The 23,814-nt window shown below is 54.3% G+C and carries 36 protein-coding genes; 1 reads left to right on the forward strand and 35 read right to left on the reverse strand.

Features of this window, described 5'->3' with window-relative positions:
- Window positions 1-10 precede the first annotated feature (10 nt).
- The 35 genes from D3871_RS15220 to rpsL all read right to left on the reverse strand — a co-directional run bounded on the left by D3871_RS15220 (window position 11) and on the right by rpsL (window position 21,472).
- Entirely contained in the window at window positions 11-796 is a 786-nt protein-coding gene (locus D3871_RS15220; RefSeq protein WP_199724778.1) for an ABC transporter permease, read from the reverse strand.
- Window positions 796-1,728, reverse strand: a complete 933-nt coding sequence (locus D3871_RS15225; protein ID WP_119769680.1) for an ATP-binding cassette domain-containing protein — start codon at window positions 1,726-1,728, stop codon at window positions 796-798. Before D3871_RS15225 ends, D3871_RS15220 begins: the two co-directional genes overlap by 1 nt.
- 432 nt (window positions 1,729-2,160) lie before the next feature.
- A complete protein-coding gene (gene rplQ, locus D3871_RS15230) occupies window positions 2,161-2,556 on the reverse strand; it encodes a 50S ribosomal protein L17 (RefSeq protein WP_119769681.1) in 396 nt (131 codons plus the stop codon).
- A 203-nt stretch (window positions 2,557-2,759) separates the two neighbouring features.
- A complete protein-coding gene (locus tag D3871_RS15235; protein WP_119769682.1) occupies window positions 2,760-3,737 on the reverse strand; it encodes a DNA-directed RNA polymerase subunit alpha in 978 nt (325 codons plus the stop codon).
- Between the two features lie 101 nt (window positions 3,738-3,838).
- Window positions 3,839-4,462: a 30S ribosomal protein S4 gene (rpsD, locus tag D3871_RS15240; protein WP_119769683.1), complete on the reverse strand. Its 624-nt coding sequence runs from the start codon at window positions 4,460-4,462 to the stop codon at window positions 3,839-3,841.
- Between the two features lie 178 nt (window positions 4,463-4,640).
- On the reverse strand, window positions 4,641-5,045 hold the full coding sequence (gene rpsK / locus D3871_RS15245) for a 30S ribosomal protein S11 (RefSeq protein WP_057289744.1): 405 nt from the start codon (window positions 5,043-5,045) through the stop codon (window positions 4,641-4,643).
- Window positions 5,046-5,087: 42 nt separating this feature from the next.
- Window positions 5,088-5,453, reverse strand: coding sequence for a 30S ribosomal protein S13 (gene rpsM, locus D3871_RS15250; protein WP_119769684.1), 366 nt, complete (start codon window positions 5,451-5,453; stop codon window positions 5,088-5,090).
- A 27-nt stretch (window positions 5,454-5,480) separates the two neighbouring features.
- Window positions 5,481-5,594 carry a 50S ribosomal protein L36 gene (gene rpmJ, locus D3871_RS15255; RefSeq protein WP_014004415.1) on the reverse strand — a complete coding sequence of 38 codons (114 nt, stop codon included), beginning with the start codon at window positions 5,592-5,594 and terminating at the stop codon, window positions 5,481-5,483.
- Between the two features lie 31 nt (window positions 5,595-5,625).
- Window positions 5,626-5,844, reverse strand: coding sequence for a translation initiation factor IF-1 (infA, locus tag D3871_RS15260; protein ID WP_005663428.1), 219 nt, complete (start codon window positions 5,842-5,844; stop codon window positions 5,626-5,628).
- A gap of 37 nt (window positions 5,845-5,881) precedes the next feature.
- Window positions 5,882-7,213 (reverse strand): preprotein translocase subunit SecY, encoded by a 1,332-nt coding sequence (gene secY, locus D3871_RS15265; protein ID WP_119769685.1) that lies wholly within the window; start codon window positions 7,211-7,213, stop codon window positions 5,882-5,884.
- A gap of 25 nt (window positions 7,214-7,238) precedes the next feature.
- Window positions 7,239-7,670, reverse strand: a complete 432-nt coding sequence (gene rplO / locus D3871_RS15270) for a 50S ribosomal protein L15 (protein WP_119769686.1) — start codon at window positions 7,668-7,670, stop codon at window positions 7,239-7,241.
- A 27-nt stretch (window positions 7,671-7,697) separates the two neighbouring features.
- Window positions 7,698-7,877, reverse strand: a complete 180-nt coding sequence (gene rpmD / locus D3871_RS15275; protein WP_007875342.1) for a 50S ribosomal protein L30 — start codon at window positions 7,875-7,877, stop codon at window positions 7,698-7,700.
- Window positions 7,878-7,887: 10 nt separating this feature from the next.
- Window positions 7,888-8,409 carry a 30S ribosomal protein S5 gene (gene rpsE, locus D3871_RS15280; RefSeq protein ID WP_057289739.1) on the reverse strand — a complete coding sequence of 174 codons (522 nt, stop codon included), beginning with the start codon at window positions 8,407-8,409 and terminating at the stop codon, window positions 7,888-7,890.
- Window positions 8,410-8,421: 12 nt separating this feature from the next.
- On the reverse strand, window positions 8,422-8,784 hold the full coding sequence (gene rplR, locus D3871_RS15285) for a 50S ribosomal protein L18 (protein WP_119769687.1): 363 nt from the start codon (window positions 8,782-8,784) through the stop codon (window positions 8,422-8,424).
- A gap of 11 nt (window positions 8,785-8,795) precedes the next feature.
- A complete protein-coding gene (rplF, locus tag D3871_RS15290; RefSeq protein WP_119769688.1) occupies window positions 8,796-9,329 on the reverse strand; it encodes a 50S ribosomal protein L6 in 534 nt (177 codons plus the stop codon).
- A 10-nt stretch (window positions 9,330-9,339) separates the two neighbouring features.
- Complete coding sequence (gene rpsH, locus D3871_RS15295; protein WP_119769689.1) at window positions 9,340-9,735, reverse strand: 30S ribosomal protein S8; 396 nt, start codon at window positions 9,733-9,735, stop codon at window positions 9,340-9,342.
- A 14-nt stretch (window positions 9,736-9,749) separates the two neighbouring features.
- Complete coding sequence (gene rpsN, locus D3871_RS15300; protein ID WP_057289735.1) at window positions 9,750-10,055, reverse strand: 30S ribosomal protein S14; 306 nt, start codon at window positions 10,053-10,055, stop codon at window positions 9,750-9,752.
- A gap of 7 nt (window positions 10,056-10,062) precedes the next feature.
- Window positions 10,063-10,602, reverse strand: coding sequence for a 50S ribosomal protein L5 (gene rplE / locus D3871_RS15305; protein ID WP_119769690.1), 540 nt, complete (start codon window positions 10,600-10,602; stop codon window positions 10,063-10,065).
- 6 nt (window positions 10,603-10,608) lie between these two features.
- Window positions 10,609-10,923, reverse strand: coding sequence for a 50S ribosomal protein L24 (gene rplX / locus D3871_RS15310; protein ID WP_119769691.1), 315 nt, complete (start codon window positions 10,921-10,923; stop codon window positions 10,609-10,611).
- A gap of 9 nt (window positions 10,924-10,932) precedes the next feature.
- Window positions 10,933-11,301 (reverse strand): 50S ribosomal protein L14, encoded by a 369-nt coding sequence (rplN, locus tag D3871_RS15315; protein ID WP_057289732.1) that lies wholly within the window; start codon window positions 11,299-11,301, stop codon window positions 10,933-10,935.
- Between the two features lie 259 nt (window positions 11,302-11,560).
- A complete protein-coding gene (rpsQ, locus tag D3871_RS15320) occupies window positions 11,561-11,833 on the reverse strand; it encodes a 30S ribosomal protein S17 (RefSeq protein ID WP_119769692.1) in 273 nt (90 codons plus the stop codon).
- A complete protein-coding gene (gene rpmC, locus D3871_RS15325) occupies window positions 11,833-12,024 on the reverse strand; it encodes a 50S ribosomal protein L29 (protein WP_057289730.1) in 192 nt (63 codons plus the stop codon). The genes rpsQ and rpmC overlap by 1 nt, the downstream gene beginning before the upstream one ends.
- 12 nt (window positions 12,025-12,036) lie before the next feature.
- On the reverse strand, window positions 12,037-12,456 hold the full coding sequence (rplP, locus tag D3871_RS15330; protein ID WP_119769693.1) for a 50S ribosomal protein L16: 420 nt from the start codon (window positions 12,454-12,456) through the stop codon (window positions 12,037-12,039).
- A 2-nt stretch (window positions 12,457-12,458) separates the two neighbouring features.
- On the reverse strand, window positions 12,459-13,298 hold the full coding sequence (gene rpsC, locus D3871_RS15335; protein ID WP_119769694.1) for a 30S ribosomal protein S3: 840 nt from the start codon (window positions 13,296-13,298) through the stop codon (window positions 12,459-12,461).
- Window positions 13,299-13,307: 9 nt separating this feature from the next.
- Window positions 13,308-13,640, reverse strand: a complete 333-nt coding sequence (gene rplV, locus D3871_RS15340; protein ID WP_192804877.1) for a 50S ribosomal protein L22 — start codon at window positions 13,638-13,640, stop codon at window positions 13,308-13,310.
- Between the two features lie 6 nt (window positions 13,641-13,646).
- Window positions 13,647-13,922: a 30S ribosomal protein S19 gene (gene rpsS / locus D3871_RS15345; RefSeq protein WP_040039182.1), complete on the reverse strand. Its 276-nt coding sequence runs from the start codon at window positions 13,920-13,922 to the stop codon at window positions 13,647-13,649.
- 10 nt (window positions 13,923-13,932) lie between these two features.
- Entirely contained in the window at window positions 13,933-14,760 is an 828-nt protein-coding gene (rplB, locus tag D3871_RS15350; protein WP_119769695.1) for a 50S ribosomal protein L2, read from the reverse strand.
- Entirely contained in the window at window positions 14,760-15,077 is a 318-nt protein-coding gene (rplW, locus tag D3871_RS15355) for a 50S ribosomal protein L23 (protein ID WP_057289726.1), read from the reverse strand. Before rplW ends, rplB begins: the two co-directional genes overlap by 1 nt.
- The gene (gene rplD, locus D3871_RS15360; protein ID WP_119769696.1) at window positions 15,074-15,694 is read right to left on the reverse strand and encodes a 50S ribosomal protein L4; all 621 of its coding nucleotides are present in this window, start codon (window positions 15,692-15,694) and stop codon (window positions 15,074-15,076) included. The genes rplW and rplD overlap by 4 nt, the downstream gene beginning before the upstream one ends.
- Window positions 15,695-15,697: 3 nt before the next feature.
- A complete protein-coding gene (gene rplC, locus D3871_RS15365) occupies window positions 15,698-16,354 on the reverse strand; it encodes a 50S ribosomal protein L3 (protein WP_119769697.1) in 657 nt (218 codons plus the stop codon).
- Window positions 16,355-16,534: 180 nt separating this feature from the next.
- Entirely contained in the window at window positions 16,535-16,882 is a 348-nt protein-coding gene (gene rpsJ / locus D3871_RS15370; protein ID WP_119769698.1) for a 30S ribosomal protein S10, read from the reverse strand.
- Between the two features lie 72 nt (window positions 16,883-16,954).
- Window positions 16,955-18,145 (reverse strand): elongation factor Tu, encoded by a 1,191-nt coding sequence (tuf, locus tag D3871_RS15375; RefSeq protein ID WP_119769699.1) that lies wholly within the window; start codon window positions 18,143-18,145, stop codon window positions 16,955-16,957.
- A gap of 96 nt (window positions 18,146-18,241) precedes the next feature.
- The gene (gene fusA / locus D3871_RS15380; RefSeq protein ID WP_119769700.1) at window positions 18,242-20,347 is read right to left on the reverse strand and encodes an elongation factor G; all 2,106 of its coding nucleotides are present in this window, start codon (window positions 20,345-20,347) and stop codon (window positions 18,242-18,244) included.
- A 124-nt stretch (window positions 20,348-20,471) separates the two neighbouring features.
- Entirely contained in the window at window positions 20,472-20,942 is a 471-nt protein-coding gene (rpsG, locus tag D3871_RS15385) for a 30S ribosomal protein S7 (RefSeq protein ID WP_119769701.1), read from the reverse strand.
- 146 nt (window positions 20,943-21,088) lie between these two features.
- A complete protein-coding gene (gene rpsL / locus D3871_RS15390; protein WP_119769702.1) occupies window positions 21,089-21,472 on the reverse strand; it encodes a 30S ribosomal protein S12 in 384 nt (127 codons plus the stop codon).
- A gap of 839 nt (window positions 21,473-22,311) precedes the next feature.
- Between rpsL and D3871_RS15395 the strand changes: the two genes are divergently transcribed.
- Window positions 22,312-23,694 carry a phosphoethanolamine transferase gene (locus D3871_RS15395; RefSeq protein ID WP_233575621.1) on the forward strand — a complete coding sequence of 461 codons (1,383 nt, stop codon included), beginning with the start codon at window positions 22,312-22,314 and terminating at the stop codon, window positions 23,692-23,694.
- Window positions 23,695-23,814: the final 120 nt, after the last annotated feature.

Here is a 23,814-nt window from a genome sequence, read left to right on the forward strand (position 1 = left end):
AAACCTGACACTACTTCAAAAGACGCCGACGCGTGAAAACCGTCGCGAGGTAAAAACCGGCTACGCAATACGCTACAAGGATCGCCACATCAAGCATAGGATTTAGCGGCCATTCTCCGAGCAGTAGCGGACGGGTCAGTCTGACGGCGGCGCCAAGCGGTAGCACATTGGCGAACCCAAGCAACCAATCGGGCAACTGCGTAGTTGGATAATATACGCCTGACAAAAACACCATGGGCGTCAAGGCGAGTGTGAAGTAATAGGTGAAAAAGTCGTATCCTTTTGCCAGCGCGTTGATGATCAAACCGAGCGAAGCGAAGGTCATTCCGACAAGAAACAGCAAAGGCGGCACCAGCAAGACCTGCGGATGCAAACCAATGCCGAGCATGAAAATAACCAGCAGAATGGCGACGCCGGAAAACAGGGATTTTGTGGCCGCCCAAAGCATTTCGGCCAGGATGACATCATCCAGCGCAATCGGTGCATTGAGCAATGCATCCCATGTTTTCTGGACATGCATGCGGGAGAATGCCGAGTAAAGCGCTTCAAAAGAAGCAGCCATCATGACCGACATGCAGATCGAACCGGATGCGAGAAAGTGGATATAGGGAATGCCGTCGACAGTCTGTAACAGACTACCCAGCCCATAACCGAACGCAACCAGGGTGATCAGCGGATCGGCGATATTGCCCAGCACGCTGGCGACCGCCAATTTTTTCCAGACCAGGAAGTTGCGTTTCCAGATCGGCAAAAACCTGAGCGAAAATGCGGGCATTCGAAGCGCGGTGGAGGTCATTAATCCCTCATTTCTCGGCCGGTCAATTTCAAAAATAGGTCTTCCAGATTGGCGGGACGGTGCAGGTAGCGTACCGCCGGAGTCTGGTGCAGGCTGGCCAGTAAAGGCTGCGCATCGTCGGTATAACAGAATACCGTTTCGCCGCTGACTTCCATCCGCGGCGCTAGCTCCTTACCCTGCGCCTGCGCCCAGGCAAGGGCATGGTCGCCATAAACTTCGACTACCTCGGCTTCAATATGTTGCCTGATGAGATCACGCGGCGGCCCTTCCGCAATCATGCGGCCATGGTCAATAACGGCCAGCCGGTCGCAAAGCCGCTCGGCTTCATCCATGAAATGCGTGGTGAGGACAATGGTTTTGCCGTCATTGAGCAAGCTCTTGAGTCGGTCCCAGATCATATGACGCGCCTGCGGGTCCAGTCCGGTCGTCGGCTCATCCATGAAGATCAGGTCCGGATCGTTGACCAGCGCACGCGCAAGCGTCAACCTTCGCTTCATGCCCCCCGACAGTTCACCAATTTGCGCATCCTTTTTTCCAGTCAGGTTAGCGAATTCGAGCAGGTGAGGGATGCGAGCCTGGATATCGCTATCGCGCATACCGAAGTAACGACCAAACACCAGCAGGTTTTCCGCGACTGTGAAGTCAGGATCGAGATTGTCGGCTTGCGGCACCACGCCGATATGCAATCGCGCGGCGCGCGCCTCACGCGGGACCGGCATTCCCACCAGCCTGATATCGCCGCTGTCTGGTTCGGTCAAGCCAAGACAGAGGCGCAGCGTCGTTGTCTTGCCTGCGCCATTGGGGCCGAGAAGCCCATAGCATTCTCCACGTCGCAGCTGAAACGACAATCCATCTACCACCAGCGTCTTGTCGTGACCATGTCCAAAAGATTTGCGAAGGTCGGCAACGGAGAGAATGTCGAAATCGGCCATACGTTCAAGAAATGTCGACGAAAGCCTCATCTTGCCACAAACGAAAAGCGAGCCAAGTTCGGCGGCGCCTCCCGGTTGCGCAAGGTGGGCAGACTCCGTGCAGAAGTGGAGTTTTTGCCAATTTGCTCAGAGACGGGCAATTCTTTGCCTTTGAATCATGTCCCTGTCATCGGTGATATAGACAACCATCCATCCTGTGCAAAGAAAGCTCGGCCAGGATCAGGCTCAATGCGATTCGAGCGTCTTGAACGGCTGCACGCGGCAGAATGACGGCGGCGAGCGCGCCCCTGGTCCCATTTAGGAAACATGCGCGACACCGAAGGAAGGACGCCGCGACAGCGGCACCCTATCGCCGTCATCGAAAAGCAAAAAGCCAGGCAAGGCCTGGCTTTCTCGGAGCAAACTTTTCCGCGCTTGTGAAGCGCCTGCAAGTTACTCAGCTGTTTCGACTTCTGCCGCCTCGCTGATTTCGGGACGGTCAACCAGTTCAACAAATGCCATAGGAGCATTGTCACCTTGACGGAAACCCATCTTCAGTATGCGCAGGTAGCCGCCGTTGCGATTTGCGTAACGCGGGCCGAGTTCGGAGAACAGCTTGCTGACGATTTCACGATCGCGCAGACGGCTGAATGCCAGACGCTTGTTCGACAGGTTGTCGGTCTTGCCCAAAGTCAGGATAGGCTCGACAACGCGACGCAATTCCTTTGCCTTCGGCAGAGTGGTTTTGATCGCTTCGTGACGCAGCAGGGATACGGTCATGTTGCGCAGCATGGCGAGGCGATGCGACGAGGTACGATTGAGCTTACGGAGGCCGTGACGGTGGCGCATGGTATTTCCTTTCAGTTTTTGAGTTTGACTCCAGCTCTTCTATCGACAGGCGATTGCCTGCTGCGGGCCGGTAAAATTTAATTGATGCCTAAAACGGAACTGCTATTGCAATACAACGGTGTTACATTTTCTCTGACAACTACCGCGCGAAAGCTAAATATGGCGGTCGTCGGGAGCGGCATTATAACCGCTCCCAGCCGGAATTACTTCTCCAGCCCGGCCGGCGGCCAGTTTTCAAGTTTCATACCCAGGGTCAGACCGCGCGATGCCAGCACTTCCTTGATTTCGTTCAAGGACTTGCGGCCGAGATTCGGCGTCTTCAGCAATTCGTTCTCGCTGCGTTGGATGAGGTCGCCGATGTAGTAAATGTTTTCGGCTTTCAGGCAGTTTGCGGAACGGACGGTCAGTTCGAGATCGTCCACTGGGCGCAGCAGGATAGGATCGACCGACGGGGCGCGAGACGGCGCTTCAGCAGCGGCTTCCGTGCCTTCCAATGCGGCAAACACATTGAGCTGGTCAACGAGAACGCGTGCGGATTGGCGAATCGCTTCTTCTGGCGAAATCACGCCATTGGTTTCAATATTAATCACCAGCTTGTCGAGGTCAGTGCGCTGTTCGACACGAGCTGATTCGACTGCATACGACACGCGGCGAACCGGTGAGAACGAGGCGTCGAGGATGATACGGCCGATGGTCTTGTTGGCATCTTCAGACAGGCGACGAACGTTACCTGGTACATAGCCGCGGCCTTTTTCGACCTTGATCTGCATGTCCAGTTTCCCGCCAGCCGTCAAATGGGCAATGACATGATCCGGATTGATCAGCTCTACATCGTGCGGCAAATCGATGTCCGATGCCAACACTGCGCCTTCGCCTTCCTTTTTCAGGGTCAGCGTGACTTCATCACGGTTATGCAGTTTGAACACAACACCTTTCAGGTTCAACAGCATGTCAACGACGTCTTCCTGTACGCCGTCGAGCGACGAATATTCGTGCACGACGCCAGCGATCGTTACTTCGGTCGGCGCATAGCCAACCATCGACGACAGCAATACGCGACGCAACGCGTTACCAAGGGTATGACCGTAGCCGCGCTCGAACGGCTCCATGACAACTTTCGCATTGCCGGCGCCAAGTGCTTCTACTTCAATAATACGGGGCTTCAACAGACTGTTTTGCATGAAATGTCCTTTTCAATACCCTCGGCTCGTTACACCGATAAGGCTGATGGCATTACAAAGAAACCGCCCCATCGTTTGATGGGGCGGGTGGGGAAACGGGATTAGCGGGAATACAATTCGACGATCAGCGATTCGTTGACGTCGTTGGCGATCTCGGTACGATCCGGCATGGACTTGAATGTACCTTCCATCTTCTTCGCATCGACGGAAACCCAGGATGGCATGCCGCTCTGTTCTGCCAGCGACAGCGCCTCGATGATGCGAGCCTGCTTCTTGGACTTTTCGCGTACGGCAACTACGTCGCCGGCTTTCACTTGGTATGAAGCGATGTTGACGACTCCACCATTGACGGTAAATGCCTTATGGCTGACCAGTTGGCGAGCTTCGGCACGAGTCGAGCCAAAACCCATACGGTAAGCAACATTGTCCAGACGGGATTCGAGCAGCTTCAACAGGTTCTCACCGGTGTTGCCCTTGCGGCGGTCCGCTTCAGCAAAATAGCGGCGGAACTGGCGCTCAAGAATACCGTACATGCGCTTGACCTTTTGCTTTTCACGCAGCTGGTTACCATAGTCCGACGTACGAGCGCCAGAAGTACGGCCATGCTGGCCCGGCTTCGAATCCAGCTTGCACTTGGAATCGAGCGAGCGACGTGCGCTCTTGAGGAACAGGTCGGTGCCTTCGCGGCGGGAAAGTTTTGCTTTTGGTCCAATATAACGTGCCACGTTAATTTCCTTTTATTCAATGACGCCCCGATTAGATCTAATGAATAGACGATCTGCCAGGCGCTAGTCTGTTTCAACTACAAACAGACAGTGGTCTTAAGAACAAAACCCGCCAAGGGCTTTGGCGGGCAGCTTACTACGATACTGCAACTGCAATCGGCTACTAAACGAAATCCGATTAGATACGACGACGCTTCGGCGGACGGCAGCCGTTATGCGGGACCGGTGTCACGTCTTGAATTTGCGTAATCTTGATACCGAGATTATTCAACGCACGAACTGCGGATTCACGACCAGGACCTGGGCCCTTGATGCGAACTTCCAGGTTCTTCACGCCGCACTCGATGGCAACTTTGCCAGCCGCTTCCGCCGCAACCTGCGCTGCAAACGGTGTCGACTTACGCGACCCCTTGAAGCCAGCGCCGCCAGACGTCGCCCAGGACAACGCATTGCCTTGACGGTCTGTGATGGTAATGATGGTGTTGTTAAAGGACGCGTGGATGTGCGCGATGCCTTCGGCAACGTTCTTTTTTACTTTCTTGCGCACGCGTGCTGCTGCGGCGTTATTCGGGGCTTTTGCCATGGTAATTTCCTTGAATCCGACTACGAGTCAAACTGCGCTGGATTATTTCTTCAGCGACTGAGCTGCCTTACGCGGGCCCTTGCGAGTACGCGCATTGGTGCGCGTACGCTGACCACGGCAAGGCAAGCCTTTACGATGGCGCAGACCGCGGTAGCAACCCAGGTCCATCAGACGCTTGATGTTCATCGAGACTTCACGACGCAGGTCACCTTCGACAACGAACTTGCCAATTTCGTCGCGCAGCTTTTCCAGCTCGTTATCGTCCAGATCCTTGACCTTCTTGGTGGTCGAAACACCAGTCAGCTTGCAAATCTGCAGCGAGCGGGACAACCCGATGCCGAAAATTGCGGTCAAGCCGATAACGGTGTGTTGGTGATTGGGGATATTCACCCCTGCAATACGTGCCATTCGTTATTCCTCGATCAATAACGTTAATTAACCTTGGCGCTGTTTATGACGCGGTTCGGTGCAGATGACACGAACAACGCCTTTGCGCTTGATGATCTTACAGTTGCGGCAGATCCGCTTTACTGATGCGAGCACTTTCATTTTTGCCCTCTTTCTTACAGTTCTAGTTACTTTACTTGGTTCGGAACACGATGCGTGCCCGGCTCAAATCGTAGGGTGTCAATTCCACCGTCACTTTATCCCCTGGAAGAATGCGAATATAGTTCATTCGCATTTTTCCTGAGATATGTCCGAGCACCACATGCCCGTTTTCCAACTTGACTCGAAATGTCGCATTCGGAAGATTCTCGAGAATCTCACCCTGCATCTGAATTACGTCGTCTTTTGCCATTCGTTCTGCTCGTTATCCTGGACTATCCACAACCGCCTTAGCGTGTCGGGATGCCGCCCTTGAAATTCGCTTTACGAAGGAGCGATTCGTACTGTTGTGACATCACATAATTTTGCACTTGGGCCATGAAATCCATTGTCACAACGACGATGATCAACAGCGAGGTTCCACCGAAGTAAAACGGTACTTTCCAACGTGCGATCAAGAACTCAGGCAGCAAACAAACCAACGTGATATACACAGCACCAACCAGCGTCAGACGCATCAAAATCTTGTCGATGTATCGCGCGGTTTGGTCGCCCGGTCGAATACCCGGAACAAACGCACCACTCTTCTTCAAATTGTCCGCGGTCTCTTTGCTGTTGAATACCAGAGCGGTATAAAAGAAGCAAAAGAACACGATTGCCATAGCGTACAGTAAAGCATGGATCGGTTCGCCTGGTGCCAGTGATGCCGCCAAATCTTTCAAGAAGCGGACAAACCCGTTGTTCGTGTCACCGGACGTGAACCAGCTCGTAATCGTTGCTGGAAACAAGATGATCGAAGACGCAAAGATGGGCGGAATTACACCAGCCATATTCAGCTTCAGCGGCAAATGGCTACTTTGCCCACCATAAATCTTGTTTCCAACCTGGCGTTTTGCATAATTCACCAGAATTTTTCTCTGGCCCCGTTCGATAAACACGACCAGGAACGTTACAGCCGCCACGATCACGCAGATCAAAATCGCAGACAGTGCATTCATTGAACCGGTACGAACAAGTTCAAACAAACCACCGACGGCACTGGGCAAACCTGCCGCGATACCCGCAAAAATAATGATCGAGATTCCGTTACCCAATCCGCGCTCGGTGATTTGCTCACCCAGCCACATCAGGAACATCGTACCGGTCACCAGAGTCACCACTGTCGTGAAACGGAACGCCAGACCAGGATCAATCACCAAGCCCGGTTGTGATTCCAAAGCTACGGCAATACCTAGGGCCTGGAACGTCGCCAACACCAATGTCCCGTACCGCGTGTACTGCGTTATCTTACGGCGCCCTGCTTCGCCTTCCTTCTTCAGCGCTTCAAGCTGCGGCGATACGATTGACATCAATTGCATGATGATCGACGCCGAGATATACGGCATGATCCCCAATGCAAAAATTGTGAATCTCGACAACGCACCGCCAGAGAACATGTTAAACATGCCCAGAATACCGCCCTGGTTCTGCTTGAACAATTCTGCCAGCTGCGCCGGGTCAATGCCCGGCACAGGAATGTGCGCGCCGATACGATATACCACTAACGCCGCAAGGAGGAACCAAAGACGGCCCCAGGGAAAACCGCTTGCTGCACTCTTAGCGAGTTGGGGTGTGGTCGCCAATTATTGCTCCGAACAAATCGGCTGCTTACGCAACCGAACCACCAGCGGCTTCAATGGCAGCCTTGGCGCCTTTGGTAGCGATCAAACCCTTGATCGTTACTTTTTTGCTCAGCTCGCCTGCTTTGATCACACGAACCACACGGGCGAGTTCAGACACCAGCCCAGCCTGCTTCAAGGCCAACATGTCGATCTCAGCAACTGGAAGCTTCTCCAGGTCACCCAGACGCACTTCAGCCTTGAACGGTGTTGCCAGCGATTTGAAGCCACGCTTCGGCAGACGACGCTGCAGTGGCATCTGACCGCCTTCAAAACCGACCTTGTGGAAACCGCCCGAACGCGACTTCTGACCTTTGTGGCCGCGGCCGGCGGTCTTGCCCAGGCCCGAACCGATACCACGTCCGACGCGACGCTTGGCATGCTTTGCGCCGTCTGCGGGTTGGATTGTATTCAATTCCATGATTTGCTCCGTTCGCAAGCGCTTGGCTTACGACACCACTTTCACGAGATACGAAACCTTGTTGATCATGCCGCGTACTGACGGCGTGTCTTGCAGTTCCGAGACCGAATTCACACGACGCAGCCCGAGGCCGCGTACGGTGGCGCGATGGTCCTGGCGGGTACCAATAAGGCCCTTAACCAGTTGCACTTTAATTGTGTTTGCCATTCGGATCACCTCAACCCAAAATTTCTTCGACCGACTTGCCACGCTTTGCAGCGATCTCGGAAGGCGTATTCATCTTCGACAGACCGTCGATCGTAGCACGAACCATGTTGTAGGGATTGGTCGAACCGTTCGACTTTGCCACCACATTGGTAACACCCATCACTTCGAAGATTGCGCGCATTGGGCCGCCGGCAATAACGCCAGTGCCGTCTTTTGCCGGCGAAATCATCACAGACGAAGCGCCATGCTTACCGGTAACTGTGTGCTGCAATGTGCCGTTCTTCAAGGTGACCTTGATCATCTTGCGACGGGCTTCTTCCATTGCCTTTTGCACAGCCACTGGCACTTCTTTTGATTTGCCTTTGCCCATGCCGATGCGGCCATCGCCGTCACCAACAACTGCCAGCGCTGCAAAACCCATGATACGACCACCCTTGACCACTTTGGTCACACGGTTTACCGCGATCATCTTTTCGCGCATGCCGTCGTCGCGCTCTTCGCCTTGCGGCGTCTTTGCTTGCATTTTTGCCATGACGATTTTTCCTTAGAACTTCAGACCGGCTTCGCGTGCCGCTTCTGCTACTGCCTTAACGCGGCCGTGGTAGCGGAAACCGGAACGGTCGAATGCGACTTCGGCGATACCTGCCTTCAAGGCCTTTTCTGCAACGCGCTTTCCAACCAGCGCGGCTGCGGCGGCGTTGCCACCCTTGCCCGATTTGCCAGCCAGTTCCTGACGCACTTCTGCTTCCAACGTCGAAGCGGATGCCAGCACCTTGGCGTCCGGACCGATGATGTTTGCATAGATGTGCAGGTTGGTACGATGCACGGCCAGGCGATTCACCTTCAACTCTGCGATTTTCGCGCGAGTCTGACGTGCGCGGCGCAGGCGTGATTGTTTCTTGTCCATGATCAACCCCTTTACTTCTTCTTCGTTTCTTTGAGCGTGACCACTTCGTCCACGTAGCGGACGCCCTTGCCCTTGTAAGGCTCGGGGCTGCGGTAAGCACGGACTTCAGCAGCGGTCTGACCGACCTTTTGCTTGTCTACGCCTGTGATCACGATTTCAGTCTGCGACGGTGTCGCGCACTTGACACCAGCCGGCATCTGGTGGACCACCGGATGCGAAAAACCGAGTGACAGGTTCAACTTATCGCCTTGCGCCTGAGCACGATAACCCACGCCCACGAGCGACAGCTTCTTTTCGAAACCCTTGGTCACACCGTTCACCATGTTGTTGACCAGTGCCCGCAGCGTGCCGGACATGGCGTTCGCTTCGCGACTTTCGTCGGCTGGCGAGAACAACAGAGTGTTATTTTCATTGACAACTTTTACCAGGCCGTTCAGCGGCATGGACAGGGTTCCGAGGGAACCCTTGACAGTAATCCTGTCTGCAGCGATCGTCACTTCCACGCCAGCGGGAAGTGCGATGGGCATTTTACCTATACGAGACATCTTGCACTCCTTAGGCCACGTAGCAAATCACTTCGCCACCGACACCGGTTGCGCGCGCTTTGCGGTCTGTCATCACACCCTTAGGCGTGGAGACAATTGCCACACCAAGGCCATTCATCACGCTCGGGATGTCGTCCTTGCCCTTATAGATACGCAGGCCCGGACGGGACACGCGCTCGAGGCGCTCGATAACGGGACGTCCGGCATAATATTTCAGCCCGATCTTCAGTTCCGACTTACCTTCTGCTTCGGATACCGCGAAATCTTCAATGTAACCCTCGTCCTTGAGGACGTTGGCAATCGCCACCTTGACTTTGGACGACGGCATAGCAACCGTTGTCTTTTGTACGCCTTGGGCGTTGCGAATGCGGGTCAGCATATCGGCGATAGGATCGCTCATACTCATTGCTTGTTCTCCTATTACCAGCTAGCTTTAGTGATACCCGGGATTTCGCCTCGCATAGCGATTTCACGGATCTTTGTACGCGCCAAACCGAATTTGCGGAATGTGCCGCGCGGACGACCGGTCAATGCGCAACGATTGCGCTGACGGGTCGGATTCGCGTTACGCGGCAGCGCCTGCAACTTCAGGCGCGCTTCATAGCGCTCTTCTTCCGATTTGGTTTGATCGTCGATGATTGCCTTCAACTCGGCACGCTTGCCTGCGTACTTCTTTACCAGGTCGGCGCGCTTTTGTTCACGGTTAATCAGTGCCAGTTTTGCCATGGCAGCCTCAGTTTCTGAACGGGAATTTAAATGCGGCGAGCAGAGCTTTCGCTTCGTCGTCGGTCTTCGCAGTCGTGGTGATACTGATGTTCATGCCACGCAGCGCGTCGATCTTGTCGTACTCAATTTCGGGGAAAATAATCTGCTCTTTCACACCGATGTTGTAGTTGCCACGACCATCAAACGCACGACCGGAGACACCACGGAAGTCACGAACGCGCGGCAGCGCGACCGTGATCAGGCGATCCAGGAATTCGTACATGCGCGCACCACGCAGGGTCACCATGCAGCCGATCGGATAGCCTTCGCGGATCTTGAATCCGGCGATAGCCTTACGGGCCTTGGTAACTACCGGCTTCTGGCCAGCGATCTTTGTCAGGTCGCCAACTGCGTGCTCGATGATCTTCTTGTCCGCAACAGCTTCCGACAAACCCATGTTCAGGGTAATCTTGGTCAGGCGCGGGACTTCCATCACAGACTTGTAACCAAACTTGGTGGTCAGGTCGGCGACGACTTTTTCTTTGTAAAATTGTTGGAGACGGGCCATGATGTCTTACACCTTAACGACTTCGCCGCTGGACTTGTAAATGCGGACTTTCTTGCCGTCCACATCTTTGAAGCCCGCACGATCTGCCTTGCCAGTCGCCGCATTGAACAATGCAACGTTGGACACGTGAATTGGCATCAGCTTGTCAACGATGCCGCCAGTTGTACCGGTCATCGGGTTTGGCTTGGTCGCCTTCTTGGCGACATTCACACCCTCAACCACGATGTAGTTTGCATCGACGCGCTGCTTGACCACACCGCGCTTGCCCTTATCCTTACCGGCCAGGACGATGACTTCGTCGTTTTTCCGAATCTTATCCATGACGACTCCTTACAGAACTTCAGGCGCGAGCGACACGATTTTCATGAAGCGCTCGGTACGCAACTCGCGCGTTACCGGGCCAAAAATACGTGTACCGATCGGCTCAAGCTTGGCATTCAGCAACACCGCAGCATTGCCATCGAATTTAACCAGCGAACCATCCTGGCGGCGCACACCCTTGGCTGTACGAACGACCACGGCGTTATAGATTTCGCCTTTTTTAACACGACCACGCGGCGCAGCGGATTTCACCGTTACCTTGATGACATCGCCAATGCTGGCATAACGGCGCTTAGAACCGCCCAGCACCTTAATGCACATGACTTCACGCGCACCCGTGTTGTCGGCTACTTCGAGCCGGCTTTCAGTTTGAATCATAGTATTTTCTTTCCCAACTTAATCCGCTCTTCGCCCAACGCGGTTTGCGGTCAGTCTTGGTCCTGTCAGCCGACTTAGCAAAGCCGTGCCGATTAGGTGGACGGTTACAAAAACTACTGCAGCACAGTCATACTTCAACTGCGCGAATTTTTCGAACTGCAGGGCACTGCAACTGGATCTACGCAAATGACTTTGCGAGAACCAAGCCCAGCATTATGGCAGCATAACGCCGGGCTCGCAACAACTAATTTCAGACAAATTAGACGATCTGTGCGACTTGTACCACACGTGTTACCGACCATGCCTTTGTCTTGGAAATCGGACGACCTTCTTGAATTTCAACGGTATCGCCTTCTTTCGCCTGATTTGCTTCATCGTGCGCGTGATACTTGTTGGAACGCACAATGATTTTGCCATACAGCGGGTGCTTGACGCGACGCTCGACGAGAACGGTCACGGTCTTGTCCATCTTGTCAGAGACCACCTTGCCAATCAGCGTGCGCTTGAGCGACTGTTTCACTTGATCGTTCATTACTTGGCGTCCTTCTGATTCATGACGGTTTTGACGCGCGCGATGTCGCGACGCACCTTCTTGAGTTGAGCGGTGTTGTTCAGCTGCTGCGTTGCAATTTGCATACGCAGACCGAATTGCGCCTTGAGCAACTCGTTAAGCTCCTTTTGCAGAGCCGCCTCATCCTTGCCGCGGAGTTCAGATGCTTTCATATTTCACTCCTTTTATTGGCCGACTTGACGGACAACGAAGGTAGTCAACAGCGGCAGCTTGGCAGCGGCCAGGCGAAAAGCCTCGCGTGCCAGTGCTTCGTCAACACCGTCCATCTCGTACAGCACTTTACCCGGCTGGATTTCAGCCACGTAGTACTCCGGGTTACCCTTACCGTTACCCATACGCACTTCAGCAGGCTTATTGGAAATCGGCTTGTCCGGGAAAATGCGGATCCAGATACGACCGCCACGCTTGATGTGGCGCGTCATTGCACGACGCGCTGCTTCAATCTGGCGGGCCGTGATACGGCCGCGTCCAACCGCTTTCAGACCAAATTCGCCGAACGACACCGCGGTGCCACGCTCATGCGAAATGCCCTTGTTACGGCCTTTTTGCTCTTTACGATATTTTCTGCGTGCTGGTTGCAGCATGATTATTCTCCTGCTTTCTCAGCCGGTGCAGCGCCATCAGCCTTCTTAGGGGCACGAACGCGCGTGGCAGCCGGTTTGGTGCCCGGGGCTCCGTCGGCGGAACCTTCAGGCTTCCTGGGACGCGGACGGCCGCCCGGCTTACCATCATCACGACGTGGGCCGCGACGCTTCTTGTCGTCGTCAGCCGGTGTCTCGATGGTCGGAGCTTCGCCGCTGGCGAGACGATCGCCTTTGTAGACCCAGACTTTGATACCGATAATGCCGTAGGTCGTTTCGGCTTCACCGAAACCGTAGTCGATGTCGGCACGCAGAGTATGCAGAGGTACGCGACCTTCGCGATACCACTCCTTACGCGCGATTTCGATGCCGTTCAAACGACCGGAAGACATGATCTTGATGCCTTGAGCACCCAAGCGCATGGCGTTCTGCATCGCGCGCTTCATCGCGCGACGGAACATGATGCGCTTTTCGAGCTGCTGTGCGATCGAGTCGGCGATCAGCTGTGCATCGACTTCCGGCTTGCGGATTTCTTCAATGTTGACATGAACCGGCACGCCCATCAGCTTGGTCAGATCGGACTTCAGGACTTCGATGTCCTCGCCTTTTTTGCCAATCACAACACCCGGACGGGAGCTGAAAATGGTGATGCGCGCATTCTTCGCCGGACGCTCGATAACGATGCGACCAACCGAAGCGTTCTTCAGTTTCTTCTTCAGGTAGGCACGAACGTCCAGGTCTTCGTTCAGCATGGTGGCAAAATTGCTATTGCCAGCATACCAACGGGAACCCCAGTTACGCGTAACCGAAAGACGGAAACCGGTTGGGTGAATTTTCTGTCCCATCGTGACTCCTTAGTTACCGACAGTCACGTAGATGTGACAGGTCTGCTTCGAGATGCGATCACCACGGCCTTTGGCACGCGCGATGAAGCGCTTCAGGACCGCACCTTTTTCGACGTAAATCGTCTTGACTTTCAGCTCGTCGATGTCTGCACCATCATTGTGTTCAGCGTTCGCAATAGCGGACTCGAGCACTTGCTTGATGAGAACAGCGCCTTTCTTCGGGCTGAATGCCAGGATGTTCAACGCTTGGTCGACTTTCTTGCCGCGAATCAGATCCGCGACGAGGCGACCTTTCTGTTCCGACAGGCGTGCACCGCGGAGGATAGCTTTAGTTTCCATCATCGCACCTTATTTCTTAGCCTTTTTATCGGCGGCGTGACCCTTGAACGTACGGGTCAGCGCGAATTCGCCGAGCTTGTGACCGACCATGTTTTCAGACACATAAACCGGCACGTGTTGCTTGCCGTTGTGTACTGCGATCGTCAGGCCAATGAAATCCGGCATGATGGTCGAACGACGGGACCAGGTTTTGATCGGCTTCTTGTCTTTCGTCGCTTGCGCGGCTTCGACCTTCTTGATCAGATGGGCGTCACAAAACGGCCCTTTTTTCAATGAACGTGTCATGTGTTACCCCTTATTTCTTGCCACGGCGCGAGACGATCATCGAAGTCGTGCGCTTGTTGCGACGCGTCTTCTTGCCTTTGGTCTGCTGGCCCCATGGTGACACCGGATGACGACCCGCTGCTGTACGGCCTTCACCACCACCGTGCGGGTGGTCGATCGGGTTCATGACAACGCCACGAACGGTCGGACGGACACCGCGCCAACGCATCGCACCGGCCTTACCGATCTTGCGCAGGTTGTGTTCACCGTTGCCGACTTCGCCAACCGTTGCACGGCATTCGATGTGCACGCGACGAACTTCACCGGAACGCAGACGGACCTGCGCGTAAGTACCTTCGCGAGCCATCAGCACAACGCCAGCACCAGCCGTACGTGCCATCTGAGCACCCTTGCCTGGCAACATCTCGACGCAATGCATCGTTGTACCAACCGGAATATTACGGATGGGCAAGCAGTTACCAGACTTGATCGGCGCCTCGGCGCCGTTCATCAGTTGATCACCGACAGCAACGCCCTTCGGGGCGATGATGTACTGACGCTCGCCATCTGCGTAGCACAGCAATGCAATGTGCGCGCTGCGGTTCGGGTCATATTCGATACGCTCGACCTTTGCCGAAATGCCGTCCTTGTTGCGACGGAAATCGATCACGCGATAGTGATGCTTATGGCCACCACCGATATGACGAGTGGTGATATGACCATTATTGTTACGACCGGCGGACTTGGACTTCTTTTCGACGAGGGCGGCGAACGGACGGCCTTTGTACAGGTCGGGATTAACGACCTTGACCATACCGCGGCGACCGGCCGACGTCGGTTTCATTTTCACGAGTGCCATTATTTAGCCTCCTCGGTGAAGTTGATTTCCTGGCCTGGCTTCAGACAAACATAAGCCTGGCGTACGTGGTTGCGGCGACCGGTGAAACGGCCTGCGCGCTTTTGCTTGCCCTGACGATTCAACACCTGGACAGACTCCACTTGTACCTTGAACAGCAACTCGACAGCGGCTTTGATTTCCAGCTTGGTTGCATCAGGCATTACACGGAAAACTACTTGCTCGTTTTTCTCAGCGACGAAGGTTGCCTTTTCCGAGATAACCGGAGCCAGCAGCACTTTCATCAGGCGCTCTTCGCTATGCTTTACATTCGCGTTCATGCCAGCATCTCCTCAATCTTTGCCAATGCCGGCTTGGTGATCAGTACCTTCTTGTAGAACACCAGCGAGACGGGATCAGCATGACGCGGCTCGACGACCAGCACGTTCGGCAGATTGCGCGATGCGAGCAAGAGGTTTTCGTCGAGATTGTCAGTAATGACGAGCACGGACTCAAGGCCCATGCCTTTCAGTTTCTGCGCGAGCAGCTTGGTCTTGGGCGCATCTACCGACAGACTCTCGACGACCGAAAGGCGACCCTCACGTGCCAACTGAGACAGGATCGAGCAGACGCCTGCGCGATACATCTTCTTGTTCAGCTTGTGAGAAAAATTCTCGTCAGGAGAGTTCGGGAAAATGCGACCACCACCACGCCACAATGGCGAAGACGACATACCGGCACGAGCACGACCCGTACCCTTTTGACGCCATGGCTTCTTGGTGGTGTGGCTAACTTCTTCACGGTCTTTCTGCTTACGGTTACCGCTGCGAGCGTTAGCCTGGTAAGCAACAACGACCTGATGAATCAATGCTTCGTTGTAATCACGACCAAAAATGGTATCCGGCGCAGCGACGTTCGATGCAGCTTGACCCTGGTCATTCAGGAGCTTCAGTTCCATCGTTTAGGCTCCCTTCTTTGCTTTGACTTTGATAGCAGGAAGAACGATCACTTGACCGTTCTTCGCGCCCGGTACCGCACCCTTGACCATCAACAGCTGACGCTCAGAATCAACGCGTGCGATCTCGAGATTTTGCACCGTGGTGGTGACGTCACCGAGGTGACCGGTCATACGCTTACCGGGAAAAACACGACCCGGATCCTGCGCCATACCGATGGAACCCGGAACGTTATGCGAACGGGAGTTACCGTGCGTCGCACGCCCGGAAGCAAAGTTATAGCGCTTGATAGTGCCGGCATAACCCTTACCGATCGACACGCCTTGCACGTCCACTTTCTGACCAGCCTCGAACAGACTGACGGCAATGGTATCGCCGGCTTTCAGTTCAGCAACTTTCGCAGCATCGATACGGAATTCTTTGAGGACGGTACCAGCTTCAACACCCGCCTTAGCAAGGTGACCGGCTGCGGCTTTATTAACCCGCGATGCACGGCGCTGACCATATGTGACCTGAACAGCGGTATAACCGTCTGTTTCAGCAGTTTTGATTTGTGTCACACGGTTGTTGGATACGTCAAGCACGGTAACTGGGATTGTATCCCCGTCATCCGTGAAGATGCGCATCATACCAACCTTGCGACCAACAAGGCCTAGGCTCATTGTTTTCTCCATTCCTGCCTACGATTGGGCAGGGCTGATGTTTGTACAACTAAAACGTCATGGCACGGAATGTCCGTGCCATGACCGAAGCCGAGCATTATAACCCGCGATTTTTCATTGCACAACCCACCAAATTGGAAAGTTGTGGTATGTGCGGGCTTACAACGTATATCCCGGGTATTACTGCAATTTGATTTCGACGTCGACGCCAGCCGGCAAATCCAGCTTCATCAGCGCATCAACAGTCTTGTCTGTCGGATCAACGATGTCCATCAGACGCTGATGCGTACGAATTTCGAACTGATCACGCGATGTTTTGTTCACGTGCGGCGAACGCAGAATGTCGAAACGCTGAATACGCGTAGGCAGAGGAACCGGACCTTTGACAACTGCACCGGTACGCTTGGCCGTATCAACGATTTCCAGGGCGGATTGGTCGATCAGGCGATAGTCAAACGCTTTCAGGCGGATGCGGATCTTTTGTTTCAGAAGCCCCTGCTTCGGTGCATTTGGGTTGGTTGTGGACATGATTTTCCTTTAAAGAACGAACCGCGAGCTGTTGACCGCTCGCGGCGGTTATGAACTGACAATCCTGCTGAATTACTCAATGATTTTGGCAACGACGCCGGCGCCGACGGTACGACCGCCTTCACGAATCGCAAAGCGCAGGCCTTCTTCCATCGCGATCGGATTGATCAGCTTCACCGTGATCGACACGTTGTCGCCCGGCATCACCATCTCTTTGTCCGCCGGCAGCTCGATCGCACCCGTCACGTCCGTGGTACGGAAATAGAATTGCGGACGGTAGTTGTTGAAGAACGGCGTGTGACGACCACCCTCATCCTTGGACAACACATAGATCTCACCAGTGAAATGCTTGTGCGGCTTGATCGAACCCGGCTTGGCCAACACTTGGCCACGCTCGACGTCTTCACGCTTGGTACCGCGCAGCAGTACGCCAACGTTGTCGCCGGCCTGACCCTGGTCCAGCAGCTTGCGGAACATTTCCACGCCGGTGCAGGTGGTCTTCTGGGTGTCGCGAATACCAACGATTTCGATTTCTTCGCCAACCTTGATGATGCCGCGCTCAACACGACCGGTCACCACGGTGCCGCGGCCGGAGATCGAGAACACGTCTTCCACCGGCATCAGGAACGCACCGTCAATGGCACGCTCCGGCGTCGGGATGTAAGTGTCAAGCGCTTCAGCCAGCTTCATGATGGCCTGCTCGCCCAGCGGACCAGTGTCGCCTTCGAGCGCCAGCTTGGCCGAACCTTGCACGATCGGCAGATCGTCGCCAGGGAATTCGTACTTGGACAGCAACTCGCGCACTTCCATTTCGACCAGTTCGAGCAATTCGGCGTCGTCCACCATGTCGCACTTGTTCAGGAACACGATGATGTACGGCACACCAACCTGACGGGCCAGCAGGATGTGCTCACGGGTTTGCGGCATCGGGCCATCGGCGGCCGAACACACCAGGATCGCACCATCCATCTGCGCAGCACCAGTGATCATGTTCTTCACATAGTCGGCGTGGCCAGGGCAGTCAACGTGCGCATAGTGGCGGTTCGATGTCTCGTATTCAACGTGGGCGGTATTGATCGTAATACCGCGCGCCTTTTCTTCCGGCGCCGCGTCAATCTGGTCGTAGGCCTTGGCTTCGCCGCCAAACTTCTTTGACAGCACGGTGGCAATCGCTGCAGTCAGCGTGGTCTTGCCATGGTCAACGTGACCAATCGTGCCCACATTCACGTGCGGCTTGGTCCGCTCAAATTTACTCTTTGCCATTTATTTTTCCTTCAAAAAGAACGAATTATTGATTTGTACTTACATATAACGCGGTTTAACAGTTACGGTCCATCTGAACCGTAACTGCAGACCGTCTTACTTGCTCTTCGCGCTGACGATTGCGTCAGTGATGTTTTTCGGCGCTTCGGAGTAATGCTTGAATTCCATCGTGTACGTTGCACGACCTTGAGTCAGCGAACGCAGTGTTGTGGAGTAGCCAAACATTTCAGACAGGGGCACTTCGGCGCGAATTACTTTGCCGCCACCGCCAGGGATGTCGTCCATGCCTTGGATCATGCCGCGACGGGAGGACAGGTCGCCCATGACGTCACCCATTTTTTCTTCCGGCATTTCAACTTCAACCGCCATCATTGGCTCCAGAATGACCGGGCTGGCCTTGCGGCAGCCGTCCTTGAATGCCATGGAAGCAGCCATGCGGAACGCGTTTTCGTTCGAATCCACGTCATGGTAGGAACCGAAGAACAGCGTAACCTTGACGTCAACGACCGGATAGCCAGCCATCACGCCGGAAGTTAGTGTTTCGCGCACACCCTTTTCTACTGCAGGGATATATTCGCGCGGCACGGTACCGCCCTTGATTGCGTCAACGAATTCAAAGCCCTTGCCCGGCTCTTGCGGTTCGATTTTCAGAACCACGTGGCCATACTGACCGCGGCCACCCGACTGCTTGACGAACTTGCCCTCGATTTCTTCGCAAGTCTTGCGGATCGTTTCGCGGTAGGCCACTTGTGGCTTACCGACGGTTGCTTCGACATTGAATTCACGTCGCATACGATCGACAATAATTTCGAGGTGCAACTCGCCCATACCGGAAATGATGGTCTGGCCCGATTCTTCATCGGTTTTAACGCGGAACGACGGGTCTTCCTGCGCGAGGCGGTTCAATGCAAGCCCCATTTTTTCCTGGTCTTGCTTAGTCTTTGGCTCAACCGCTTGCGAAATCACCGGCTCCGGGAAAACCATGCGTTCGAGCGTGATGACCGAACCCGGATCGCACAGCGTGTCACCGGTTGTCGCTTCTTTCAAGCCCACCGCAGCAGCGATGTCGCCGGCGCGCACTTCCTTGATTTCTTCGCGCTGGTTTGCATGCATCTGCAGAATACGGCCGAGACGCTCTTTCTTGCCTTTAACCGGATTGAATACCGTGTCACCGGAATTGACCACACCCGAGTACACGCGGAAGAAGATCAGCTGGCCAACGAACGGGTCGGTCATGATCTTGAATGCAAGAGCGGAGAACTTTTCTGTATCTTCCGCTTTGCGGCTGATCGGCTCTTCGTTCTCACTGACGCCTGTCACTGGCGGAATGTCGGTCGGCGCCGGCAGGTATTCAATCACGCCATCGAGCATGGCTTGAACGCCCTTGTTCTTGAACGCAGTGCCGCACATCATCGGCACGATTTCACCCGCAATCGTGCGCTGACGAATCGCCGCCTTGATTTCAGCTTCGGACAGATCGCCTTCTTCAAGATACTTGTTCATCAACTCTTCGTTGGCTTCAGCAGCGGCTTCGACCATCTTCTCGCGCCACTCGGCGCAAGTTGCCTGGAGCTCGGCCGGAATGTCGCGATAATCGAACTTCATGCCCTGCGATGCGTCGTCCCAGTAAATGGCTTTCATCTTAACCAGGTCAACTACGCCTTCGAAGTCTTCTTCGGCGCCGATCGGCACTTGCATCGGGACCGGATTTGCCTTCAGGCGGCTACGCATCTGCTCGTAGACCTTGAAGAAGTTGGCACCGGTGCGGTCCATTTTGTTAACGAAGGCCAGACGCGGCACGCCGTATTTGTTGGCCTGGCGCCATACGGTTTCAGATTGCGGCTGCACGCCACCCACTGCGCAATAGACCATGCAAGCACCGTCGAGGACGCGCATCGAACGCTCCACTTCGATGGTGAAGTCAACGTGACCCGGGGTGTCGATGATGTTGATATGGTGCTCGGGGAAGTTGTTGGCCATGCCCTTCCAGAAGCAGGTTGTCGCGGCGGACGTAATGGTAATGCCGCGCTCTTGTTCCTGCTCCATCCAGTCCATGGTCGCTGCGCCGTCATGCACTTCACCGATCTTGTGGTTAACACCGGTGTAATACAGGATACGCTCGGTAGTGGTTGTCTTACCGGCATCGATGTGAGCGGAAATACCGATATTGCGGTAGCGCTCAATAGGGGTCTTGCGAGCCATATTCAATCCTAAGTCTTTTAAGGTAGAAAACCGAGCGCAACTTTTTCAAGGGATGCGCCCGGTTTTGACCAAATTACATTGCAGAGCCTTCAACTATGCAAAGGCAACTATTAAGTTAATTCTTTTAGAAACGGAAGTGGGAGAACGCCTTGTTGGCTTCTGCCATGCGGTGCACTTCGTCACGCTTCTTCATCGCGCCGCCGCGGCCTTCTGCGGCTTCCATTAGTTCGCCACCGAGACGCTGCGGCATGGATTTCTCGCTGCGCTTATTGGCGGCCTCACGCAACCAACGCATGGACAAGGCCATACGACGAACCGGACGCACTTCGACTGGCACCTGGTAGTTGGCACCACCAACACGACGGGATTTCACCTCAACCATCGGCTTGCAGTTGTTGAGAGCAGCGGTAAATACTTCGAGCGGATCCTTGCCGGACTTTTGCTTGATATGGTCAAACGCGCCATAAATGATGTTCTCGGCGACCGATTTTTTACCGGACAGCATCAGGACGTTGACGAACTTGGCAACTTCAACATTGCCGAACTTTGGATCTGGCAGAATTTCCCGCTTGGGGACTTCACGACGACGTGGCATTTCTATTCCTTTCACTCTTCAGTTGAGCGACGGCACTGAGTGATTTACCGCTCGCTCGCGGTGGTCATCATGACCATCCACTTACTCGACCCATTCGGGGCCGACTCGCATTCCGCGCGGTGACATAACACCTGGCGGAAAATGAATTACTTCTTCGCTGCCTTGGCGCGCTTGGCACCGTACTTCGAGCGTGCCTGCTTACGGTCTTTGACGCCTTGAGTATCCAGCGCGCCGCGAACCATGTGATAACGCACACCGGGCAAGTCCTTCACACGACCGCCGCGGATCAGCACGACGCTGTGTTCCTGCAGGTTGTGGCCTTCACCGCCGATGTACGAAATAACTTCGAAACCGTTAGTAAGACGAACCTTGGCGACTTTACGAAGCGCAGAGTTTGGCTTCTTCGGCGTGGTGGTGTACACGCGAGTGCAAACGCCACGCTTTTGCGGGCTGTTTTCCAGCGCCGGCGACTTGCTCTTCACAACCTCGGAAACCCGGGGCTTGCGAATCAGTTGATTGATGGTTGGCATCGGTCTTTAATCCAACAAATGAAACGTTAATAAAAATACAGTCCCGAAAACGATTGCCCGGAACCGAGGGGAGAAACCATTGCGACAAAAGTCTCGCATCGATTTGAAACTGAAAAAGGAGAAGCGTTGCAAGAGGCGGGAAAGACTGACCAAAGAACGCTTAAGCTCCTGTAGAGCCTAAAATCGAGAACTCGCGAGTATATGCCCATTGCTGAGCTGCGTCAACCATGCTAGGCGATAAGGTAAGGAGTTTCAAGGTCGTCGCCATCCCCGTGTAAATAAAACAATTACTCTTTCAAAATCAATGGCTTAATCCATGTGCAATTTTGCACCGATTCCGGTTTTATTCCGTGTGGCCATGGCGCCGAATCTTTTCCGGTAATAAACTTTGATTTTTCCTACCGGAATCTCGCCGTAACTGCGGCGTCGTCAAATGCGTCTGCTGTTACGGCCTGCCAATCTATTTCTCGTCGTCTCCTATCTCATGATATCGGCGGTTCCATTTGCGCCTCTGTTAGGTGCACGTGGCGTTTCCGATATGACGCGTATTTTGGCAATGGAGTTTGTTGCCTGGGTGGCCGTATGGAGTGTCTTTAGACGGCCGGCCTGGTTCCAATTGCTTGCTGCTGCCGGCATACATCGCACTTCCGGTCGAGCTTTATCTGCATAGCTTTTACGGTCAGGGTATCTCCACTCATCACTTGGGACTCATCGCAGAGACAAGCCGGCAGGAAGCGCTGGAGTTTCTCGGCGATCGGATATGGCCGCTGGTGCTTGTCATGGTGTCGATATTTGCATGGTGGCTGTCTGGTTGGCTGATTGCGCTAAGGACTCGTGACTTGGACTGGGACGACCGCTCGAGGTGGGTCGCCATAGGCGTGTTGACAAGTGCGGTGCTTTTATGGGGTTACGGCGAAAAATTTGGTGTTTCGCGATCGACCAGCCCAGATAATGCAGGCAAACGGAGTGTAGGGCTGTTTGGCTTCGGATTTCCTGTGTTACCGGAATGGGCGCTTGTCCCATTCAGCCCGGAGGCGTTTGCGCGGACGTGGCCTTTCGGCATCGCATTAAAGGCACAGGACTTCTGGCGCGAGCGACGGTATCTGGCAGATCTCGCGGATAGAAGCGCGATATTCCGGTTCGGAGCGCGCGCGACGGATGCAGAGACGTCACCGCAAGTAGTGATCATGGTGATCGGCGAATCGTCGCGCTACGACCGATGGAGGTTGAACGGTTATCACCGGGACACCAATCCTTTGTTGAAGCAAGAAGGCAATCTGGTCAGTTTGTCGAACGTGGTGACGGCAGTTTCGGCAACCCGCTTGTCGGTACCTGTTCTGGTGTCGCGCAAGCCGGCACATCAAAGCCTGAAGGCCGGGTTTTCGGAACGGTCCTTCCTTAGCGCGTTCAAGGAAGCGGGATTCAAAACGTGGTGGCTATCGAATCAGATGTCATTCGGCAAGTTCGACACACCAGTGTCGGTATTCGCCAAAGAGGCGGATGTTACGCAATTTCTTAACTTTGGTGGTTTCCCGGGCAACGCCAGCCACGACGGCATTCTGCTGGCCGCTTTGAAAGCAGCGCTGGATGATCCATCGGAAAAGAAGCTGGTGGTGCTACATACATTGGGTAGTCATTGGAATTACAGTCATCGATATCCGAAGGAATTCGACAAGTGGCAACCTTCGCTGTATGGCGTTGAGAATCCGGCATATACGGACATATCTATCAAAATCCCGCTAAACAATAGCTATGACAACTCGATTTTGTATACCGATTGGTTTCTGTCGAAAGTCATCAGCAATCTGAAGGCGACACGGCGTCGTGCAACGATGATGTACGTGTCGGATCATGGCCAGACACTGTATGACGGTAGCTGCAGACTGGCATTCCATGGCCACAATACGCAGTTTGATTTTCATATCCCGGCGCTGGTCTGGTATTCCGATCAATATCTGACTGTGCATCCGGAAAAAGTGCGCCAGTTACGGAAAAACAAGAATGCCCGGCTAACGACGGAAAACGTGTTTCATTCGCTGCTTGATATGGCCGAGATTCGCTATGACACTGAACAGCTGGATCGGAGTGTCGTAAATCGGAAGTTCAGGCCGCATAAACGTTATGTAGACAGTTATGGATGGACGGATTATGACAATGCGACGTTCAAGGGAGACTGCTGCGAAGTGATTGGCAACGGAAAGCCGCTAGCCCAGGAAAAATGATGTATTCAGCCACATTTTTGGACGGTGGCGACGAGCCGGCCCCAGTTCGCTATTGGTCAAATTGAAGGCCTGCGGGCAAGAAAAAACGGCACTGAAGTTTCCTTCAGTGCCGTTTTCATT

The sequence above is a fragment of the Noviherbaspirillum saxi genome (genome assembly GCF_003591035.1).
Lineage (GTDB): Bacteria > Pseudomonadota > Gammaproteobacteria > Burkholderiales > Burkholderiaceae_D > Noviherbaspirillum > Noviherbaspirillum saxi.

Coding starts and splice junctions, on each gene's coding strand:
- rplO (WP_119769686.1), bottom strand. CDS start 7,670: ATGGAATTGAATACAATCCAACCCGCAGACGGCGCAAAGCATGCCAAG.
- rplC (WP_119769697.1), bottom strand. CDS start 16,354: ATGAGCCTAGGCCTTGTTGGTCGCAAGGTTGGTATGATGCGCATCTTC.
- rplW (WP_057289726.1), bottom strand. CDS start 15,077: ATGAACGCGAATGTAAAGCATAGCGAAGAGCGCCTGATGAAAGTGCTG.
- D3871_RS15220 (WP_199724778.1), bottom strand. CDS start 796: ATGACCTCCACCGCGCTTCGAATGCCCGCATTTTCGCTCAGGTTTTTG.
- rpsE (WP_057289739.1), bottom strand. CDS start 8,409: ATGGCAAAAATGCAAGCAAAGACGCCGCAAGGCGAAGAGCGCGACGAC.
- rpsL (WP_119769702.1), bottom strand. CDS start 21,472: ATGCCAACCATCAATCAACTGATTCGCAAGCCCCGGGTTTCCGAGGTT.
- D3871_RS15235 (WP_119769682.1), bottom strand. CDS start 3,737: ATGCAAAACAGTCTGTTGAAGCCCCGTATTATTGAAGTAGAAGCACTT.
- rpsM (WP_119769684.1), bottom strand. CDS start 5,453: ATGGCACGTATTGCAGGGGTGAATATCCCCAATCACCAACACACCGTT.
- rpsJ (WP_119769698.1), bottom strand. CDS start 16,882: ATGTCCACAACCAACCCAAATGCACCGAAGCAGGGGCTTCTGAAACAA.
- rpsK (WP_057289744.1), bottom strand. CDS start 5,045: ATGGCAAAAGCCCCGAATAACGCCGCAGCAGCACGCGTGCGCAAGAAA.
- rpsQ (WP_119769692.1), bottom strand. CDS start 11,833: ATGAACGATCAAGTGAAACAGTCGCTCAAGCGCACGCTGATTGGCAAG.
- infA (WP_005663428.1), bottom strand. CDS start 5,844: ATGGCAAAAGACGACGTAATTCAGATGCAGGGTGAGATTCTCGAGAAT.
- rpsH (WP_119769689.1), bottom strand. CDS start 9,735: ATGAGTATGAGCGATCCTATCGCCGATATGCTGACCCGCATTCGCAAC.
- tuf (WP_119769699.1), bottom strand. CDS start 18,145: ATGGCAAAGAGTAAATTTGAGCGGACCAAGCCGCACGTGAATGTGGGC.
- rplE (WP_119769690.1), bottom strand. CDS start 10,602: ATGGCCCGTCTCCAACAATTTTACAAAGAAAAAGTCGTCGCCGACCTG.
- rpmJ (WP_014004415.1), bottom strand. CDS start 5,594: ATGAAAGTGCTCGCATCAGTAAAGCGGATCTGCCGCAACTGTAAGATC.
- rpsG (WP_119769701.1), bottom strand. CDS start 20,942: ATGCCACGTCGTCGTGAAGTCCCCAAGCGGGAAATTCTGCCAGATCCA.
- rplB (WP_119769695.1), bottom strand. CDS start 14,760: ATGGCACTCGTGAAAATGAAACCGACGTCGGCCGGTCGCCGCGGTATG.
- rplV (WP_192804877.1), bottom strand. CDS start 13,640: ATGATGGAAACTAAAGCTATCCTCCGCGGTGCACGCCTGTCGGAACAG.
- fusA (WP_119769700.1), bottom strand. CDS start 20,347: ATGGCTCGCAAGACCCCTATTGAGCGCTACCGCAATATCGGTATTTCC.
- rpmD (WP_007875342.1), bottom strand. CDS start 7,877: ATGGCAAACACAATTAAAGTGCAACTGGTTAAGGGCCTTATTGGTACC.
- rplR (WP_119769687.1), bottom strand. CDS start 8,784: ATGGACAAGAAACAATCACGCCTGCGCCGCGCACGTCAGACTCGCGCG.
- rpsS (WP_040039182.1), bottom strand. CDS start 13,922: ATGACACGTTCATTGAAAAAAGGGCCGTTTTGTGACGCCCATCTGATC.
- rplP (WP_119769693.1), bottom strand. CDS start 12,456: ATGCTGCAACCAGCACGCAGAAAATATCGTAAAGAGCAAAAAGGCCGT.
- rplN (WP_057289732.1), bottom strand. CDS start 11,301: ATGATTCAAACTGAAAGCCGGCTCGAAGTAGCCGACAACACGGGTGCG.
- rplF (WP_119769688.1), bottom strand. CDS start 9,329: ATGTCTCGTATAGGTAAAATGCCCATCGCACTTCCCGCTGGCGTGGAA.
- rpsN (WP_057289735.1), bottom strand. CDS start 10,055: ATGGCAAAACTGGCACTGATTAACCGTGAACAAAAGCGCGCCGACCTG.
- rplX (WP_119769691.1), bottom strand. CDS start 10,923: ATGGATAAGATTCGGAAAAACGACGAAGTCATCGTCCTGGCCGGTAAG.
- rplD (WP_119769696.1), bottom strand. CDS start 15,694: ATGGAACTGAAGCTCCTGAATGACCAGGGTCAAGCTGCATCGAACGTC.
- D3871_RS15225 (WP_119769680.1), bottom strand. CDS start 1,728: ATGGCCGATTTCGACATTCTCTCCGTTGCCGACCTTCGCAAATCTTTT.
- rpmC (WP_057289730.1), bottom strand. CDS start 12,024: ATGAAAGCATCTGAACTCCGCGGCAAGGATGAGGCGGCTCTGCAAAAG.
- rplQ (WP_119769681.1), bottom strand. CDS start 2,556: ATGCGCCACCGTCACGGCCTCCGTAAGCTCAATCGTACCTCGTCGCAT.
- rpsC (WP_119769694.1), bottom strand. CDS start 13,298: ATGGGACAGAAAATTCACCCAACCGGTTTCCGTCTTTCGGTTACGCGT.